At 37.6% G+C, this 15,889-nt stretch carries 16 protein-coding genes; all 16 read right to left on the bottom strand.

Going from position 1 to position 15,889, the window contains the following annotated elements; genetic code table 11:
- Positions 1-46 precede the first annotated feature (46 nt).
- The gene (locus ACKXGF_RS07310) at positions 47-1,009 is read right to left on the bottom strand and encodes a helix-turn-helix domain-containing protein (protein WP_411955505.1); all 963 of its coding nucleotides are present in this window, start codon (positions 1,007-1,009) and stop codon (positions 47-49) included.
- 17 nt (positions 1,010-1,026) lie between these two features.
- On the bottom strand, positions 1,027-1,821 hold the full coding sequence (locus ACKXGF_RS07305) for a DUF3388 domain-containing protein (protein WP_167260166.1): 795 nt from the start codon (positions 1,819-1,821) through the stop codon (positions 1,027-1,029).
- A 189-nt stretch (positions 1,822-2,010) separates the two neighbouring features.
- On the bottom strand, positions 2,011-2,271 hold the full coding sequence (locus ACKXGF_RS07300; protein WP_167260164.1) for a DUF3243 domain-containing protein: 261 nt from the start codon (positions 2,269-2,271) through the stop codon (positions 2,011-2,013).
- 70 nt (positions 2,272-2,341) lie between these two features.
- A complete protein-coding gene (gene ymfI / locus ACKXGF_RS07295) occupies positions 2,342-3,070 on the bottom strand; it encodes an elongation factor P 5-aminopentanone reductase (protein ID WP_411955504.1) in 729 nt (242 codons plus the stop codon).
- 1 nt (position 3,071) lies between these two features.
- Positions 3,072-4,361 (bottom strand): EF-P 5-aminopentanol modification-associated protein YfmH, encoded by a 1,290-nt coding sequence (yfmH, locus tag ACKXGF_RS07290; RefSeq protein WP_411955503.1) that lies wholly within the window; start codon positions 4,359-4,361, stop codon positions 3,072-3,074.
- Positions 4,354-5,643: an EF-P 5-aminopentanol modification-associated protein YfmF gene (gene yfmF / locus ACKXGF_RS07285; protein ID WP_411955502.1), complete on the bottom strand. Its 1,290-nt coding sequence runs from the start codon at positions 5,641-5,643 to the stop codon at positions 4,354-4,356. The genes yfmH and yfmF overlap by 8 nt, the downstream gene beginning before the upstream one ends.
- 66 nt (positions 5,644-5,709) lie before the next feature.
- Positions 5,710-8,004, bottom strand: a complete 2,295-nt coding sequence (locus ACKXGF_RS07280; RefSeq protein WP_411955501.1) for a DNA translocase FtsK — start codon at positions 8,002-8,004, stop codon at positions 5,710-5,712.
- Positions 8,005-8,095: 91 nt separating this feature from the next.
- Positions 8,096-8,308 carry a YlzJ-like family protein gene (locus ACKXGF_RS07275; RefSeq protein ID WP_411955500.1) on the bottom strand — a complete coding sequence of 71 codons (213 nt, stop codon included), beginning with the start codon at positions 8,306-8,308 and terminating at the stop codon, positions 8,096-8,098.
- On the bottom strand, positions 8,305-8,970 hold the full coding sequence (locus ACKXGF_RS07270) for a ClpP family protease (RefSeq protein WP_411955568.1): 666 nt from the start codon (positions 8,968-8,970) through the stop codon (positions 8,305-8,307). Before ACKXGF_RS07270 ends, ACKXGF_RS07275 begins: the two co-directional genes overlap by 4 nt.
- Positions 8,971-9,547: 577 nt before the next feature.
- Positions 9,548-10,414 carry a 4-hydroxy-tetrahydrodipicolinate synthase gene (gene dapA / locus ACKXGF_RS07265; RefSeq protein ID WP_411955499.1) on the bottom strand — a complete coding sequence of 289 codons (867 nt, stop codon included), beginning with the start codon at positions 10,412-10,414 and terminating at the stop codon, positions 9,548-9,550.
- An 18-nt stretch (positions 10,415-10,432) separates the two neighbouring features.
- Positions 10,433-11,647, bottom strand: coding sequence for an aspartate kinase (gene dapG / locus ACKXGF_RS07260; protein WP_411955498.1), 1,215 nt, complete (start codon positions 11,645-11,647; stop codon positions 10,433-10,435).
- Positions 11,648-11,661: 14 nt separating this feature from the next.
- Complete coding sequence (locus ACKXGF_RS07255) at positions 11,662-12,711, bottom strand: aspartate-semialdehyde dehydrogenase (protein WP_411955497.1); 1,050 nt, start codon at positions 12,709-12,711, stop codon at positions 11,662-11,664.
- Positions 12,712-12,783: 72 nt separating this feature from the next.
- A complete protein-coding gene (locus tag ACKXGF_RS07250) occupies positions 12,784-13,374 on the bottom strand; it encodes a dipicolinate synthase subunit B (RefSeq protein ID WP_411955496.1) in 591 nt (196 codons plus the stop codon).
- Between the two features lie 15 nt (positions 13,375-13,389).
- Positions 13,390-14,265 carry a dipicolinic acid synthetase subunit A gene (dpaA, locus tag ACKXGF_RS07245; protein ID WP_411955495.1) on the bottom strand — a complete coding sequence of 292 codons (876 nt, stop codon included), beginning with the start codon at positions 14,263-14,265 and terminating at the stop codon, positions 13,390-13,392.
- Between the two features lie 113 nt (positions 14,266-14,378).
- The gene (locus tag ACKXGF_RS07240; RefSeq protein WP_411955494.1) at positions 14,379-14,612 is read right to left on the bottom strand and encodes a YlmC/YmxH family sporulation protein; all 234 of its coding nucleotides are present in this window, start codon (positions 14,610-14,612) and stop codon (positions 14,379-14,381) included.
- Between the two features lie 35 nt (positions 14,613-14,647).
- On the bottom strand, positions 14,648-15,868 hold the full coding sequence (locus ACKXGF_RS07235; RefSeq protein WP_411955493.1) for a M16 family metallopeptidase: 1,221 nt from the start codon (positions 15,866-15,868) through the stop codon (positions 14,648-14,650).
- Positions 15,869-15,889 lie beyond the last annotated feature (21 nt).

Raw genomic sequence — 15,889 nt, 5'->3', positions numbered from 1 at the left:
AAGCTATAATGTTTCAAAAAATAATCCTTTGCGAACTGCAAAGGATTTATGATTCTTCATTCTGCCATTGAATGATTACGTTTTGACGAACCGTGTCATTTGGATTAATTTCATATTCAATCGGCTGACCGTTCACTTCAACAGTAAATGCACTTGCTAAGCCAATGACTAGCTCCATTTCACCCGAACTATTTTCATAAGTAAACGTTTCAGGGGCATTATCTGTATTGAACATTCCAGATATAGGTTGAGACGTACTGCCATTTTCAGAAATATTAACTTGTAACCACGTCTCATCATCAGTATTTAGAGTAATTTCAATAGGCCCATTGTGTGCAACTTCATAAGTCGTCGTTGGTGTCCCACTCTCATCAACGTTTGCCACACTAATTTCGGGTTCGCTATTTTCTTTGGATTCTTCTTCTGATTCCTCATCTTCATTGTTACTATTGTTGTCTTGAGATGAATCATTATTGCCTTCTTCATTAGATGAGTTCTCTTCTTGATTACTATTTTCATCATTAGTGTTCTCTTCTTGATTATTCTCATCTTCTTCAGGGGCGCTAATAATTTCTTCTGAATTATTGTTATTCGAATCATCAGTCATGGCAGGCTGAATAAAGTTGACCACTGAATACCATATCGCAAAGCCGACTCCAATTAATAAAATAAAAACAAGTAATTTCGGAATCATTGAAAACATCTGTTTATTCTTTTTACCTGATTTACCTGCAGAACGCGATGGGGTCATATATTGCTGACTTGTCGGTTCGCTTACAGTAGGTAATTCATTAGCATGTTCATCTAATAGCTCTTCACCATTTAAACCTACAGCATTCGCGTATTCTCGAACAAAAGCTCGTATATAAAAATTACCAGGTAAAGTTGACCAATCATGCTCTTCAATTGCGGATAAATAGCGCTTTTGAATTTTTGTTTCTTGAGCTAATTGTTCAATCGTAAGTCCTTTAGCTTCTCTTGCTTCTTTTAGTCTTTCTCCTACTTCCATTTATTAACACCGTCCAATTAAAAATCAAACATGGAAAATCCATCTTGTTCTTCGAATTCTGGTTTTTGAATATGCTCATATTGAATTTCTTCATCTACATTATTACGTAATTCAATAAAGTAATCGAAGTCATCTAAAGTGTACTCTGAGTTCTGCACAAATGCTTCTGGATGTTCAACAACTTTTATAGCTGGGATTCCCATCACTTCCCGAATAAGTCGCCAATGGCTTTCTGTTGAGCGTTTCACTGAGACCATTCCATCAATTATAAATAAATTATCTTTCGCATACTCATCTTTAATTAATTGGCTACGAACCGTTTGTTTTAATAAGGTGCTCGATAAAAACAACCATCGCTTATTTGCACAAACACTTGCTGCCACAATGGATTCAGTTTTACCAACTCGTGGCATACCTCGAATACCGATTAATAAGTGACCTTCCTTTTTAAATAGCTCTGCCATAAAATCAACAAGTAAACCGAGTTCATCTCGAACGAAACGGAATGTTTTCTTATCATCTGAGTCACTTTTAATATATCGACCATGCATCACAGCAAGACGATCACGGAGTTTAGGTCGTCTAATTTTCGTCACACGAATAGTATCCATTGTATTTAAAATGCTGATTAAACGATCGATTTGACGATCATCTTTGCTTAACAAGAGCATGCCTCTTCGTTGATTTTCGACACCATTAATCATAATAATATTAATAGATAGCATGCCGAGTAAAGAGGATATATCACCAAGTAAACCAGGCCGATTATGTTTAATTTCATACTCTAAGTACCAATCTTTTCGATCATCCATCTAATCAGCCTTTCTATAGTAATTGTTAACATAATATTCATACATGCTAAGTCTATCATAAATTATTTTCGTAACAATGAAAAGATAGAATGCAATAAATTATAAATAAAATCCTTTCTTTGGAAATCATCACACAAAAAACTGGATCGAGTTGTATCACCCGACCCAGTTTTTTAATTAATCCTAACGTTATTCATGAGTTCCCTCATTTTGGACTACTTTGACCATCATATTAGCGATTGTATGTCGCTCTTCATCTGAAGCAACATTCCATAAGTCGCGTAGCATCGCTTCTTCATTATTCTTCGCATCAACTTTCGTTGCTAAGTGTTCTCCGACTTGATAAGCCATTTCATTAATGGTTTCTTGATTAACACCTTGATCTTGTGCTTGGTGAAGTCGATCACCTAGGAAATCTTTCCATTGGTCAAAATTATCTAAGACGGACATCGCAAAGCCTCCTTTATTTTATTCACTAGTAGTGTGAACGAAATAGAGACATTTATACATGAAGCTGTGTTTAGTTTATGCCACCATTCAAACGCAATAACTGACCATTAAAATAACTGGATTGAGGAGAGCATAAGAACTGTACGGCATCAGCAACTTCCTCTGGTTGACCCACCCGTTGTAAAGGAACATCTTGTAACCAATCCTCTACTTCTTCATCAGATAAATGTTGATTCATTTTCGTTGCTATTAGACCTGGTGCAACACCATTCACTCGTATATTAGATGGACCGACTTCTTTTGATAATGATTTCACAAACTGATGTTGAGCACTTTTCATCATGGAATACCATACTTCATTGCTAACTCCGATCTCACCCCATATGGAAGAAATCACAACAATGGTCCCATGTTGGTTTCGATTCATTGATGGCAAGAAGTGTTTTGCGATTCGTGTCATTGACTTAACATGCACATGATACAAATCATCCATTACCTGATCAGAAGTATCAGTGATTAAACCGGAATAACTCTGTCCTTGTGCAAAAACAATGGTATCAATGTCAAAAGGAATTGACGCTAATAACTGATCCGTTTCCTGGTCTGATCGTAAATCAGCCTGTACGGTTAATAAAACAGTGTTGTGAATTAATTTCTTTTCAATATGATTAATCACACCATCATTTTTATAGTAATGCAAAATGAATTGTCTATTCGGGTTAGCTGAAGCTAATTTACTAACAACAGCTTTTCCAATATCACTACTCGCTCCGATAATCAATATAGTTTCTGTTTGCACACTATTCACCTTCTGGAACAATCGAACAAACGGTTATTTGATCTTCATCAATCCAAGATTGGATCTTCTCTTGAAAACGATCAACCGTTAATTGTTCTAATGTCGGGAATATATCGCGAAAATCAAGACCAAGTTGATGGTATTGGATGACGTTATTAGCGACAGTTTCTAAATTGTTGTATTCACGTAGCAATTCACCATATTTCTTCTTCTTCACTCGTTCGAATGCATCTTGGTTAATTTGATCTGTTTTGATTGAATGAAGCATTTCTTTCACGCGTTCACCGAATTTTTCAGGTTCCATTGTGCTAGCCCCAATGGCAGTGAATCCAAATGATTTCTCCAACATGTATTCTAAGCGTAATGAATCAATGATTAATCCTTCTTGATATAATGATTCATAATGCAAACCACTTTTTGAAAAATAGATATCCAGAGCTAAATCGCGAATTAAATCGTTCTCTAAAAGAACATCTGGCTCTAGTGCATCTGGTTTTTCTTTTATACCAACCATACATTTTGGTGTGTTGATTGGCATTTTAATTGTCTTCTCATTCTGGTCAACACCAATCGGTTCATCTCCGTAATCACGATTAATTTCAGGCGGATGATCAAATGATTTAGCATTCTGATTTTCTTCAACTAGTTGCATCATTTGTTCAGCATCAAATTGGCCTGCAATCACTAATTGCATATTGCCGGGATGATAAAAGGTGTTATAACACGTATATAAATCATCAGCTGTGATGTCGTTAATGGAATCAACTGTTCCAGCAATATCAATTCTTACAGGATGATGACGGTACATCGAGTCAATTGTGCCAAAAAATAATCGCCAATCAGGTTGGTCATCGTACATGCGAATTTCTTGCTCGATAATGCCTTTTTCTTTTTCGACGCTTTCTTCAGTGAAATAAGGGTTTTGGACAAAATCTAACAACGTTTCCACGTTCGCTTCAATTTCTGTTGTACTCGAAAATAAATAAGCCGTCTCAGTAAATGAAGTGAAAGCGTTAGCTGAAGCACCTCGTTCAGAAAATTGTTGGAAGACATCACCATCTTCCTTTTCAAACATTTTATGTTCTAGAAAATGAGCGATTCCATCGGGTACTGTTACCATTTCTTTTTGATTAATCGGACTAAATGATTGATCAATGGAACCATAATTGGTTGAAAAGATTGCAAATGTCTTTTCCATATCTTGCTTAGGATATAAGTAAACATCTAATCCATTATCTAATTGTTTATGATAAACAGTTTCTTGAACTTTAGGTATATCAATCTCATGCATCTTGAGCACCTCCATCTTCGCTCGTTAACAAGTAAATTGTATCAAGTGCAACAAGGTTAGCCACTTTTTTCACGTCGTCTTTTGTTACTTCTTGAATAGCATCAATAACATCTTGGTTTGTTTGTTGTTTTCCACCAACCACTTGCTGATAATGCCAGTCAATAATCCCTCGTGATCCATCGAGTGTTTCTTTGAGACTGTGGATGATTGCTTTTTTCGTTTGTTCTAATTCATCATCTGAAATATTGCCTTCTTGGATACTCTCGTGTTGTTTCATAATAATATCTTTTGCTTCTTCATACTTTTCAGGGGCAATACCACTAAAGACAAACAGTAAGCCTTTATGACTCTCGAAACGTGAAGCTGCATAATAAGCAAGTGAATGTTTTTCTCGCACATTCAAGAATAATTTAGAATGTGGAAATCCACCGAAGATTCCATTGAACACTTGAAGTGCTGGATAATTCTCATCACGATAAGTGATCTGTGTACGATAACCGAAATGCAGTTTAGCTTGTTGAACTTTTTGGGCTTCTGAAATAGTGTTCAATTGTCCCGCTTCAACTTGATCAGCTTCTTTAATCTCGACAGGATTTTGGCGTTCTAATTTAAATTCTGATTCAAATAATTGTTGAACCACTTCACCTTCAATGTCGCCTACCACATAAATATCCAAACGATCATGTTGAATCATATCTTGATATGTGTCATATAAAGTCGTTCCATCTATGGAATCTAAGTCATCAATATAGCCGTGTGAACGAATACCAAATGATTCGTCTTGGCACATTTCATCAACTAACCGCATGTTCGCATATTGCATCTTTTCGTCTACAATTGAGTTAATTTTGTTCTCTAATGTTTCTTTCTCTTTTGCCACTAAATCCGGATCGAATGCCTGATCGATTAATTTCGGGTTAGCGACTACTTCATGGAGAAATTGAACTCCCTGTTTAAGCAAATCATTTTCTACATCAATGAATTTTTCATTTGGTAAATCTAAAGTTAACGTAATAATATGATTTTCGCCTTTTTTAGCACCATTGATGGAAAACTTAGCCCCATATAAACGATCTAATTCTAAACGTAGTTCGCGTTCAGACGGGAAATTCTTTGTCCCTTTCTGTAATACGAAAGGTAACAATGCACGACTCGTAATGGTGTCACGTTCAATTGGTCGTGCAAATTTTAATGCAATCGTATTAGTTTTGAATTTAGTCGTTGGGATCATATGCAATTGATAATCTTGATGGTCAATTTGATTGTCAACGAGTGTATTCATGTTTGTCCTCCTAACATATTCTTTACTGTAGCATTTCCGTACTGATTGAAATCATACGAACTTCAATTAAGACGGTGATTGTTCTTCAGGCTGTGTCGATGTTTGTAAGACTTTTCTTGGTTTACTACCTTCATAAGGTCCTACAACGCCACGTTCTTCCATTGCATCAATTAACCGCGCTGCACGCGTATACCCGATTCTGAATTTTCGTTGTAACATTGATACACTAGCACTTTGCATATCAACAATCAATTGAACCGCTTGATCATAAAGTTCATCATCTACTTCTTCATGTTGTTCAGGTGTCTCTGACGGAATCATATCATCTTGATACTGCGCCTTTTGTTGTTCCACGCAATAATCTGCAATCGATTCTACTTCAGAATCATCAAGAAAAGCGCCTTGAATACGTGTTGGTTTTGAAGCACCAACAGGTAAGAAAAGCATGTCCCCTTTACCGAGTAGCTTCTCAGCACCGCCACTATCCAAAATTGTCCGTGAATCGGTTTGAGAAGAAACACTGAACGCAATACGTGATGGAATGTTAGCTTTAATAACTCCGGTAATGACATCCACAGATGGTCGCTGAGTAGCAATAATTAAGTGAATACCTGCAGCACGAGCCATTTGTGCCAAACGGGTAATAGCATCTTCCACTTCATTCGATGCCACCATCATTAAGTCAGCTAATTCATCAATAAGAACAACGATGTATGGTAACGTTGGGTGGTTTTCATCCTCTTCTTCATTAACACGCTTAATATACTCATTATAACCTTCGATGTTACGAGTACCTGTTTCAGAAAACAATTCATAACGGCGTTCCATCTCTGAAACGATTTTCTTAAGCGCTTGCGAGGCCTTCTTCGGATCAGTTACAACTGGTGCTAATAAATGAGGGATCCCATTATAAGCATTAAGTTCAACTTTTTTCGGGTCGATCATCATCATTTTAACTTCATGTGGCTTAGCTCTTAGTAGGATACTCGTAATAATGCCGTTAACACAAACACTTTTACCACTACCTGTAGCACCAGCAATAAGCATGTGTGGCATTTTATTCAGTTCTGCTGTGATCGCCTCTCCAGCAATGTCTCGACCTAGTCCAAACAGTAACTTAGCAGGGTTTTGTTGAATAGGTTGCATAACTTCTTTCATAGAAACTTGAGCCACTTCGTTATTAGGCACTTCAATACCAATAGCTGATTTACCTGGGATTGGTGCCTCAATTCGAATATCTCTTGCAGCTAAAGCAAGGGCTAAATCATCATGTAAGTTAACAATCTTGCTAACCTTCACGCCGACATCCGGATAGACTTCATACTTCGTAACTGCAGGTCCAACATGAACTTTTGTTACTTTTGCTTTTACACCAAAACTATGAAAAGTCTGTTCAAGTTTTTTAACTGTGGACTGTATTTGCGATTTTTCCTGTTGTTGAGAATGAGCTACAGGATTTGATAACAAGTTCAAAGGTGGTAAAGAATAATCTTCGTTTTCTAGTTCTGTTAACGGTAATGATTCATCAACTTGTTCGCTTTCCTGATCTACTCGTTCTGTCCACTCATTTGTTTCGATTTCATTAGTACTAGCAGTTTGTTCAGCTGGTGGGTCCACATCTGACTCAAAACTTTCTATTACTGGTTGTTGTTCAGTATGTTCTTGATTCTCAGCAAACGTCACATCAACTTCTGGTTCTTCAGAAGCTGTTGCATTTTTAACTCGTTCTGCTTTTTCGTCCTTCTTAGTTTGACGTTTCGCTTTTATGTTTTCCCAAAATGATTGAAATGACGATAACATGTTTGCCAGCACATCTGACAATGATTTTTCTAATAGAAACATAATGCCAATGACAAGTCCGAAAAATGCTAACACCTTTGCCCCAGGACCTGATAATAAATAAAAAGTTAATAAGAACAAAGTTGCTCCGGACATACCAGAACCAATCTTGGCATAAGCGATAGAGCCATTTTGATAAGCATCAAAATAATCCCATGTCACGGTGAAAATTGATGAATTTGTTTGTGTAATGACATCATCAAAAGCTTGTAAATGCGTAAATAAGATAAGCGATGCCATAAAGATATAAAATCCGATCCAACGATTAGTCGTAAATGTTGGCCATGAGCGTTTAAATACGATATAAACACCTAATCCAAGCATAAAAATACTTGCAATTGCATACCAAAAACCAAATAGCCATTGTAAAACACTTGTTAGAAGATTCGGTATGACCCCTTCATGAATAGGCTCAATACCACTTGAAAAGATTGCGATTAAAATCAATAATAATCCAATTAATTCAAATTTCAAAAACGGCGGACGTTTATTGCGTTTTGTTTTTCGTTTCTTTTTTGCCATGTCTATCACCTCAAAAAGCGTAAAGCAGCCTTAGAAATAGGCTGCTTTCATCAACTCAATTATATCATAGACATGACGCTTTTTGGGATAGTTATAAATAATAAATTGAACCAGGTTCCAGTCGTTTGTTGAGATAGTCTTGAGGGTTCGTCGAAGTCATGTGCACAATCTCATAACCATGTGAACTAGGGTCTCGTTTTAATTTAAGCGTTGCGTGATTAACATTAACCCATTGAAAGGCTTCATGTTCCGCTTCATCCGATTCAAATATTTCATCTTCACGTAAGGGTGTATAAATAATCATGATTCAGATTCCCCTTGAGGATTACGTTCTTCTATTAATGAGTTCAAAGTACTCATCGCTTCTTGAACGCCACCAATCGCGTCAATTAAACCATGGTCTACCGCATCTTGCCCAACCACATTCGTACCAATATCACGTGTTAAATTGCCTCTAGCAAACATCAATTCTTTGAATGTGTCTTCATCAATTTTAGCATGATGGGTCACAAAATTAATGACGCGATCCTGCATCTTATCTAAATACTCAAAGGTTTGTGGAACCCCTACAACTAAACCAGTCATCCGAATCGGGTGAATGGTCATAGTTGCTGTTTCAGTAATAAATGATTTTGTAGCTGCAGTTGCAATAGGAACACCGATCGAATGACCACCACCTAGAACAATCGATACAGTTGGTTTGGATAATGATGAAATCATTTCAGAAATGGCTAAACCTGCTTCAACATCACCACCAACTGTGTTAAGTAAAATAATAACCCCTTCTATTTTAGGGTTTTGCTCAATCGCTACAATTTGTGGAATTAAGTGTTCGTATTTCGTTGTCTTATTTTTAGCTGGTAGTTGTAAATGGCCCTCTATTTGGCCAATAATCGGTAACACATGGATGTTGGAATCTGAAGTTTGTGGAACATTTGTCGTACCTAACTGTTTGATTTTTTCCATTAGATTATCTTTTTGTTGATTTTGATCTTCTTGGTTATCACTCAACGTAAACACCACCTTCTAGCTAGTAGTGTTAACGGTTTTGATATTATCATTCATCACTTTTGCAAGATTATTGGGTTCTTTATATCGTCTTGCAGCAAATTATATGATATTGATAGCGCCGTTTATGATGCCAGAACATCGGTGGTATAAAACAAGGATAACAAACAGGGAGTTAGCGTGCTTTTTCTAATCAAATCGCTAAGTTGGCGTCAGGTGAGGAGCGTAGGTGGTGATGCCTGCGGGAATAGCACGCGTCTCGAGACCCCACAGGCCATGCTTTTCAGCCGAGGAGGCTCGAGCCGTGCCCCTGCATAGAAAACACTGCAAAAAAAACGAACGTAGTGAGATTGAGCAGATGTTGCACTTGTGCCCTATGGGTGCAAGCATCCACCGTAAGCGGATCACATGATGTCAACGGCCACCATCAAACCTTCACGCTAAATTGTGTATCAACCCCAACAAATATTTTAGAGTCTAAATATAAAACTCCGGACGAGTTCGGGATACGTCCGGAGTTTTCTTTATACTATTATTAAGTATCTAATATCGTTTTTAATTGATTAAATTCTTCGAGTGATAGATCGACTAATGGCCCACGTACAGAGCCAACATCAATACCTTGATAATTTAATGCTGCTTTTACTGGTGCTGGTGAAGGAGCCATAAAACATGCACGCATAGTTGGCAACCATTGACGATGTAGTGAGGCAGCCTTTGTAACCTCACCTTCGAGGTATGCTTGCGTTATTTCTTGCATTTGATTACCAATAATATGAGAGGCAACAGATACAACACCATGACTACCGATTGCAAGTGAAGGTAGTGTCAGGTGATCTTCTCCTGAATATAAAGAGAAGTCATCACTTGTTTGCTCAATAATGTCACTCATCATATTTAAATCGCCACTAGCATCCTTAATCGAAACAATGTTATCGATTTTAGATAATTGCACGGTCGTCTCCACAGGCATATTAATCACTGACCGCCCTGGTATATTATAAAGCATAATGGGCAATGTTGTTTCCTGGGCGATTGTAGAGAAGTGATGATATAAACCAGCGGGATTCGGTTTATTATAGTATGGTGTCACAAGCATAATACCATCTAACCCTGTGCTTGAAGCTGCTTTGGTGAACTCTGCTGAGGCAGAGGTATCATTATATCCGGCACCACCTATCACACTGATTTCTTGGTCAACTAAACCAACAACATATTCAAAAAGCTGCAATTTCTCGTCATGAGTAAGTGTTGGAGACTCTCCTGTTGTTCCTCCTAAAACTAACCCTTCTGAACCGTTATCAATCAAATGAGTCACTAATTTCTCTGCTTTCTTCAAATCAAGACGCCCCATTGAATCAAACGGTGTTACCATTGCAGTTAAGACACGGCCAAAATCCATCAGCACACCCCTCCTATGTTAACGTTCTTCTAAGAACACTTGGTGTAAAGCATTAACCGCATTTTCTAAATCTTGCTCTTTCACTAACACCCAAATCGTCGTATGACTGTCAGCCGATTGTAAAATCGGAATATTATAACGCGTTAAAGCTTTCACAACTTTCGATGCTACTCCAGGGACACCTTGTATTCCAGCACCCACAGTCGACACTTTCGCACACTTCTCTACAATTTGAAAGCGATATTCAAATGCTTCGATAATCGTTGTGGTTTGAGTGAGTCGATCGGTCGGGACCGTAAATGTGATGCCATCCATTGATATGTTAAAGAAATCAACCGATATTTGAGCATCTGCTAATGCTGTTAACACATCATTGTGTAGTGTCACCGGATCTTCCTCTGATAATACTTTAATTTGAGTAATACCAGATACATGTGCTATTCCCGTTACAAGACGGTCTTTAAACCCTTGGTCAACGGTATGATCTTTTTTCGCTGTAACAAGTGTGCCAGCATCTTGTGAGTACGTTGATCTCACCCGAATTGGAATTTTCTCCTGCATTGCAATTTCAACAGCGCGTGGATGGATCACTTTCGACCCTTGATACGCTAAATGGACAATTTCATTATAGGTCATAACTTGCAATGTACGCGCATTCTCAACGATGCGTGGGTCAGCTGTTTTAATACCATCAACATCGGTGAAAATGTCGACATATTCAGATTGTAACGCACCACCTAAAGCAACAGCAGATGTATCAGAACCGCCACGACCTAGTGTCGTCACGTTGCCATCTTCATCTTGCCCTTGGAAGCCTGCTACAACTACAACATCGTTTGTTTTTAAATATTTGAAGATATCAGTTGGATCGACTTTATTAATACGAGCATCCGAGAAGTCATTTGTTGTTAAAAACCCAGCTCTTGCTCCTGTTAGTGATGTAGCGGTAACGCCTTGTTGTTGTAATTCATGCGTCATAACAACTGAAGATATCGTTTCACCACATGACATTAATAAATCTGTTTCACGTTTCGTAATATGAGTTTCAGGATAATCAATTAAACCTAAAAGCGAGTCAGTCGCATAAGGGTCCCCTTCACGACCCATTGCAGAAACGACTACCACCACTTGATAACCTTCTGCTAAAGCATCTTTAACATGTTGGATGGCACGTTCTCGCGATTCAGAATCTCTCACCGATGTACCACCAAATTTTTGTACTAATGTCGTCATCTTTGCACCTCAACTTATTGTTCTGTTGTCATTTCAATTAATGTTTGCGCAATTTGTACTGAATTCCAGGCTGCGCCCTTTAGTAAGTTATCTGAAACAACCCAGAGGTGAAAGCCGTTTTGCACATCTAAATCTTTACGAACACGCCCAACAAAGATTTCTAGCTTACCTTCAGCGGACAATGGTGTTGGATAACCTTGATTCATAATATCATCTTCTAGTACAACGCCTTGCCCTTCCTTAATAGCACCTTGCATTTGTGGAACCGTCACTTGATCATCATCAATTTCGATATAAACACTTTCTGCATGAGAATAGAAGAATGGTAAACGAACACATGTTGCAGCCACACTTAAATCAGGAGCTTCCATAATTTTTTTCGTTTCGTTAATCATTTTCATTTCTTCAAATGTGTAATGGTTATCTTCAAACGTATCAATTTGAGGTAATGCGTTAAATGCGATTGGATAATGCTTAGGCTCTGATTTTACTGGCATAATTTCTGTATTAACTGTAGTTCCGTCTAACATAGCTTGCGATTGGTCTTTTAACTCTTCAACAGCATCCAATCCTGAACCTGAGACAGATTGATAGGTGGATACAATCACACGATTAAGTCCGTATTTTTGGCGAACAGGCTCTAAAGCGCCCACCATTTGGATTGTCGAACAGTTTGGATTCGCAATAATTCCTTTATGGTTTTTAAGTGCTTCCCTATTAACTTCAGGAACCACAAGTGGCACATCATCATGCATACGAAATGCGCTCGTGTTATCAACAACAACAGCACCACGTTCAACCGCTTCATTAGCCAGTTGTTTTGAAATTGATCCGCCAGCAGAAAATAATGCAATATCTATCCCTTCAAATGCTTCAGGCGTAGCTTCTTGAATCGTAATATTTCTTCCACTGTATTCAATAATTTTACCAACTGATCGTTTCGATGCTAATGGTCTCAATTCTTCAATAGGAAATTCAACCATTTCTAGCATTTCGATCATTTTTTGACCTACTGCTCCTGTTGCTCCGACGATTGCTACATTGTATCTGCTTTTAGCTTCCATGATTCTAATAACCTCCATAATAACGTTTTTATTTTCTATCTCACAGTTTATCATATTTTATGAGAATTAACACTATTGGTCAAAAGGCTGTAATAACGGCTGTAATTGCTCACCATCTAACGCTTTCTCAACGGTTTGAGGTAATAGAGACATGTGAGCGACTAAAGAAGTTGGTTTCTTAACGGGGTTATCCTGACCATATGGGACAAAATAAATATGCTTTGCTGGTAGTAATTTTGCTAGATTTTGCGCGTTAAATCCAAGTGCATCATTTGTTGAAATAGCTAAGACAACTGGACTTCTATTACGCAATGTCGCTTTAGCCGCCATTAAAACAGGACTATCAGTGATCGCATTTGCAAATCGACTAATCGATGCACCTGTCATAGGTGCCACTACCATACAATCAAGTGGTTCTTGGGGACCTAAAGGCTCTGCTCCAGGAATTGAATCTATAATGGGTCGCTCGGTAATCGATTGAATTGTTTCAAGATGTTGCTTCGCTTCACCAAATTTCGTATCCGTTGTTTTAACCGTACTAGATATAATCGGAACAACATCTGCTCCTAAGTTAACCAACTCTTTTATAACTGGAAATGTTTCATCATAAGTGCAATGTGATCCAGTCAAACCAAAACCTATTCTTTTTCCTTTTAATTCCACAGTAAAAACTCTCCTTTACTCATGATCTTGAATAATCATTTGAATAACATGAGCAAGCATTTTACCTGCCGTTTTTGGAGCAACTAATCCTGGCAAACTCGGAGCCAGCATTGTTTCAATTCCTCTCTTCTTTGCAAATCTAAAATCAACACCACCTGGTTTTGATGCTAAATCAAGTATAAAACAAGACGTTGGTAACTTTTGAATGACTTCTGGTGTTACAACCAATTTTGGAATGGTATTAATCATTAGATGTGCTGTTGATGCAGCGTTTAGTAATTGATCATAAGTTATTGGAGTGGCGTGTGTTTCATAAATACGAGCTAAATCAGCATCACTTCTCGCATAAACCGATACGTGAGAACCTAATCCTTGGAAAGACTTTGCAATTGTTTTACCGACACGCCCATATCCTAAAACAACGACATTTGCATCATGTAAAGTGACATCAGTATGTTGAATCCCTAACATAATTGCTCCTTCTGCAGTTGGTATTGAATTGTAAATAGCTAAATCATCTCGATTCATTAATGCAGTAATAGCAACAGACGATTCGCTCAATTGATTTAAATATGGTGTCATAATTCCGGTGAAAATCGTGCAATCATCTGAAAAAGAAGTAAACCACTCATCTGATAACTGAATCGATGGTCGTCTGAAGTGGGTGTCAACAAACCCTTCTTCATCAACGCCTGAAATCGGTAAAACAACAAAATCAATTGTTGTATGATCAACCTTTTGTTCTGTTATGGAAATGACACCCGTCAATTCTTCTTCAGCATCATCAAAACCAATAGCATAAACACTAGCATCATATAATAATAGTTGCTTCATTAATTCAATATACCGGGCGTCACCACCAACAATTAAAGCTTTTTTGCCTGTTAACATCTCATCACCTGCCCATGTTCATTCAGTCCATATTATCCTATGTATAAACAGTCAAAACGTGAAAAAGCTGGTTCCTTATTAAAAGAAACCAGCTTAGCATGATAAATATGTTATTAATCTCTTTTGATTACAATCATGTCTTCTCCAATGACTTCGATATCTTTCCATTGAATCGATGTGGATGCTTCCCCTTTTTTAAATCCAAGCATGGCATAATCCTGAATAACAATTTCTTCAATTTGTCCAGTCTCACCATTAATCGTAAGGTCTGTATGCCCCAGGACACCCAATCGTTCACCTTTGTCTGCATCAATTAATTCTTTTCCCGTTAAGTCATGATACCGCACACCTATAATCACCTCGCTAAATAGCTGTTAAACTATTATATGCTCTTAGGTACAATCCATGCACGGGCAGGTTCTTTAGAGAATAAATCTTTCGCTACTGATTGAATATTTTGGTGAGTAACACTTTCTAACTTAGATATGACATCCTCAACAGGCATATGCGGCTCATTTAGTAATTCATTTCGACCATTCCGCTGCATACGGCTACTTGTGTGTTCCAAACCTAATACAAGTTGCCCTTTCAATTGTTGAATCGTATCAAGCCGTTCTTGTTCTTTAATACCGTTTTGGCGAATATCAGATATAATATCAAACATAATCGTCTCTACATCATTCAATCGTTCATAGGATGTAGCGCTATAAATCGTTAATATTCCATTGTCTCGAAAAGGGTTATGATAAGAAAAAATATCATAAGCTAGTCCACGGTCTTCTCTAACTTGTTGAAACAGTCGCGAACTCATCGCTCCACCTAATACATTATTTAAGATTGTTAATGGATACATCGTCTGATCACCAATTGGATAGCCATCAAATCCTAAACAGACGTGAGCCTGACTAATATCTTCTGATAACTCTAATTTTCTATGATTAAACATATGAGAAAGAGAGTCTTGTTTAGTGTCACCAGTTGATAGTTCACTAAAATACTTATCTACTAACTTATGAAATTGACCTGGTACCTGCCCAGCCACTGATAAGACGATTCGCTCTCCAGTAAAAAAACGCTCTTTGAACTTGATGACATCTTCACGCGATAACGACGACAACGAATCACGTGTACCTAAAATGGACTGCCCTAAAGGATGACCTTGATAACTAGTCTCTTGTAAGTAATCATGAATGACGTCATCTGGTGTATCTTCTGTCATAGCAATTTCTTCAAAGATTACGTCCTTTTCTCGTTCAAGTTCATCTTTATCAATTGAAGAATGTAAAACCATATCTGACAAGAGATCAAGAGCTTCTTCAACATGTTCATCCATCACCTTGGCGTAGAAGCATGTATACTCTTTAGATGTAAAAGCATTGACATGTCCACCAATTCGATCAAAGGCTTCAGCAATCTGTTTAGCTGTTCTTCGTTTGGTACCTTTAAATAACATATGTTCAATTAAATGGGCCATCCCATTTTCTTCATTTGATTCATTTCGAGTTCCAGAAAGAATCCAAATTCCTATTGTGACAGAACGAACATGTTCGATTCGTTCTTCAACAATTCTTAGTCCATTACTTAATTGATAACGTTCTAACATACTGATCGCTCCTATATGTAA

This window comes from Alkalibacillus sp. S2W, from assembly GCF_046764385.1.
Taxonomy (GTDB): Bacteria; Bacillota; Bacilli; order Bacillales; family Alkalibacillaceae; genus Alkalibacillus; species Alkalibacillus almallahensis.
Note: the sequence above shows the minus strand (reverse complement) of the source record. Positions and strands in the feature narration are given on the sequence as shown.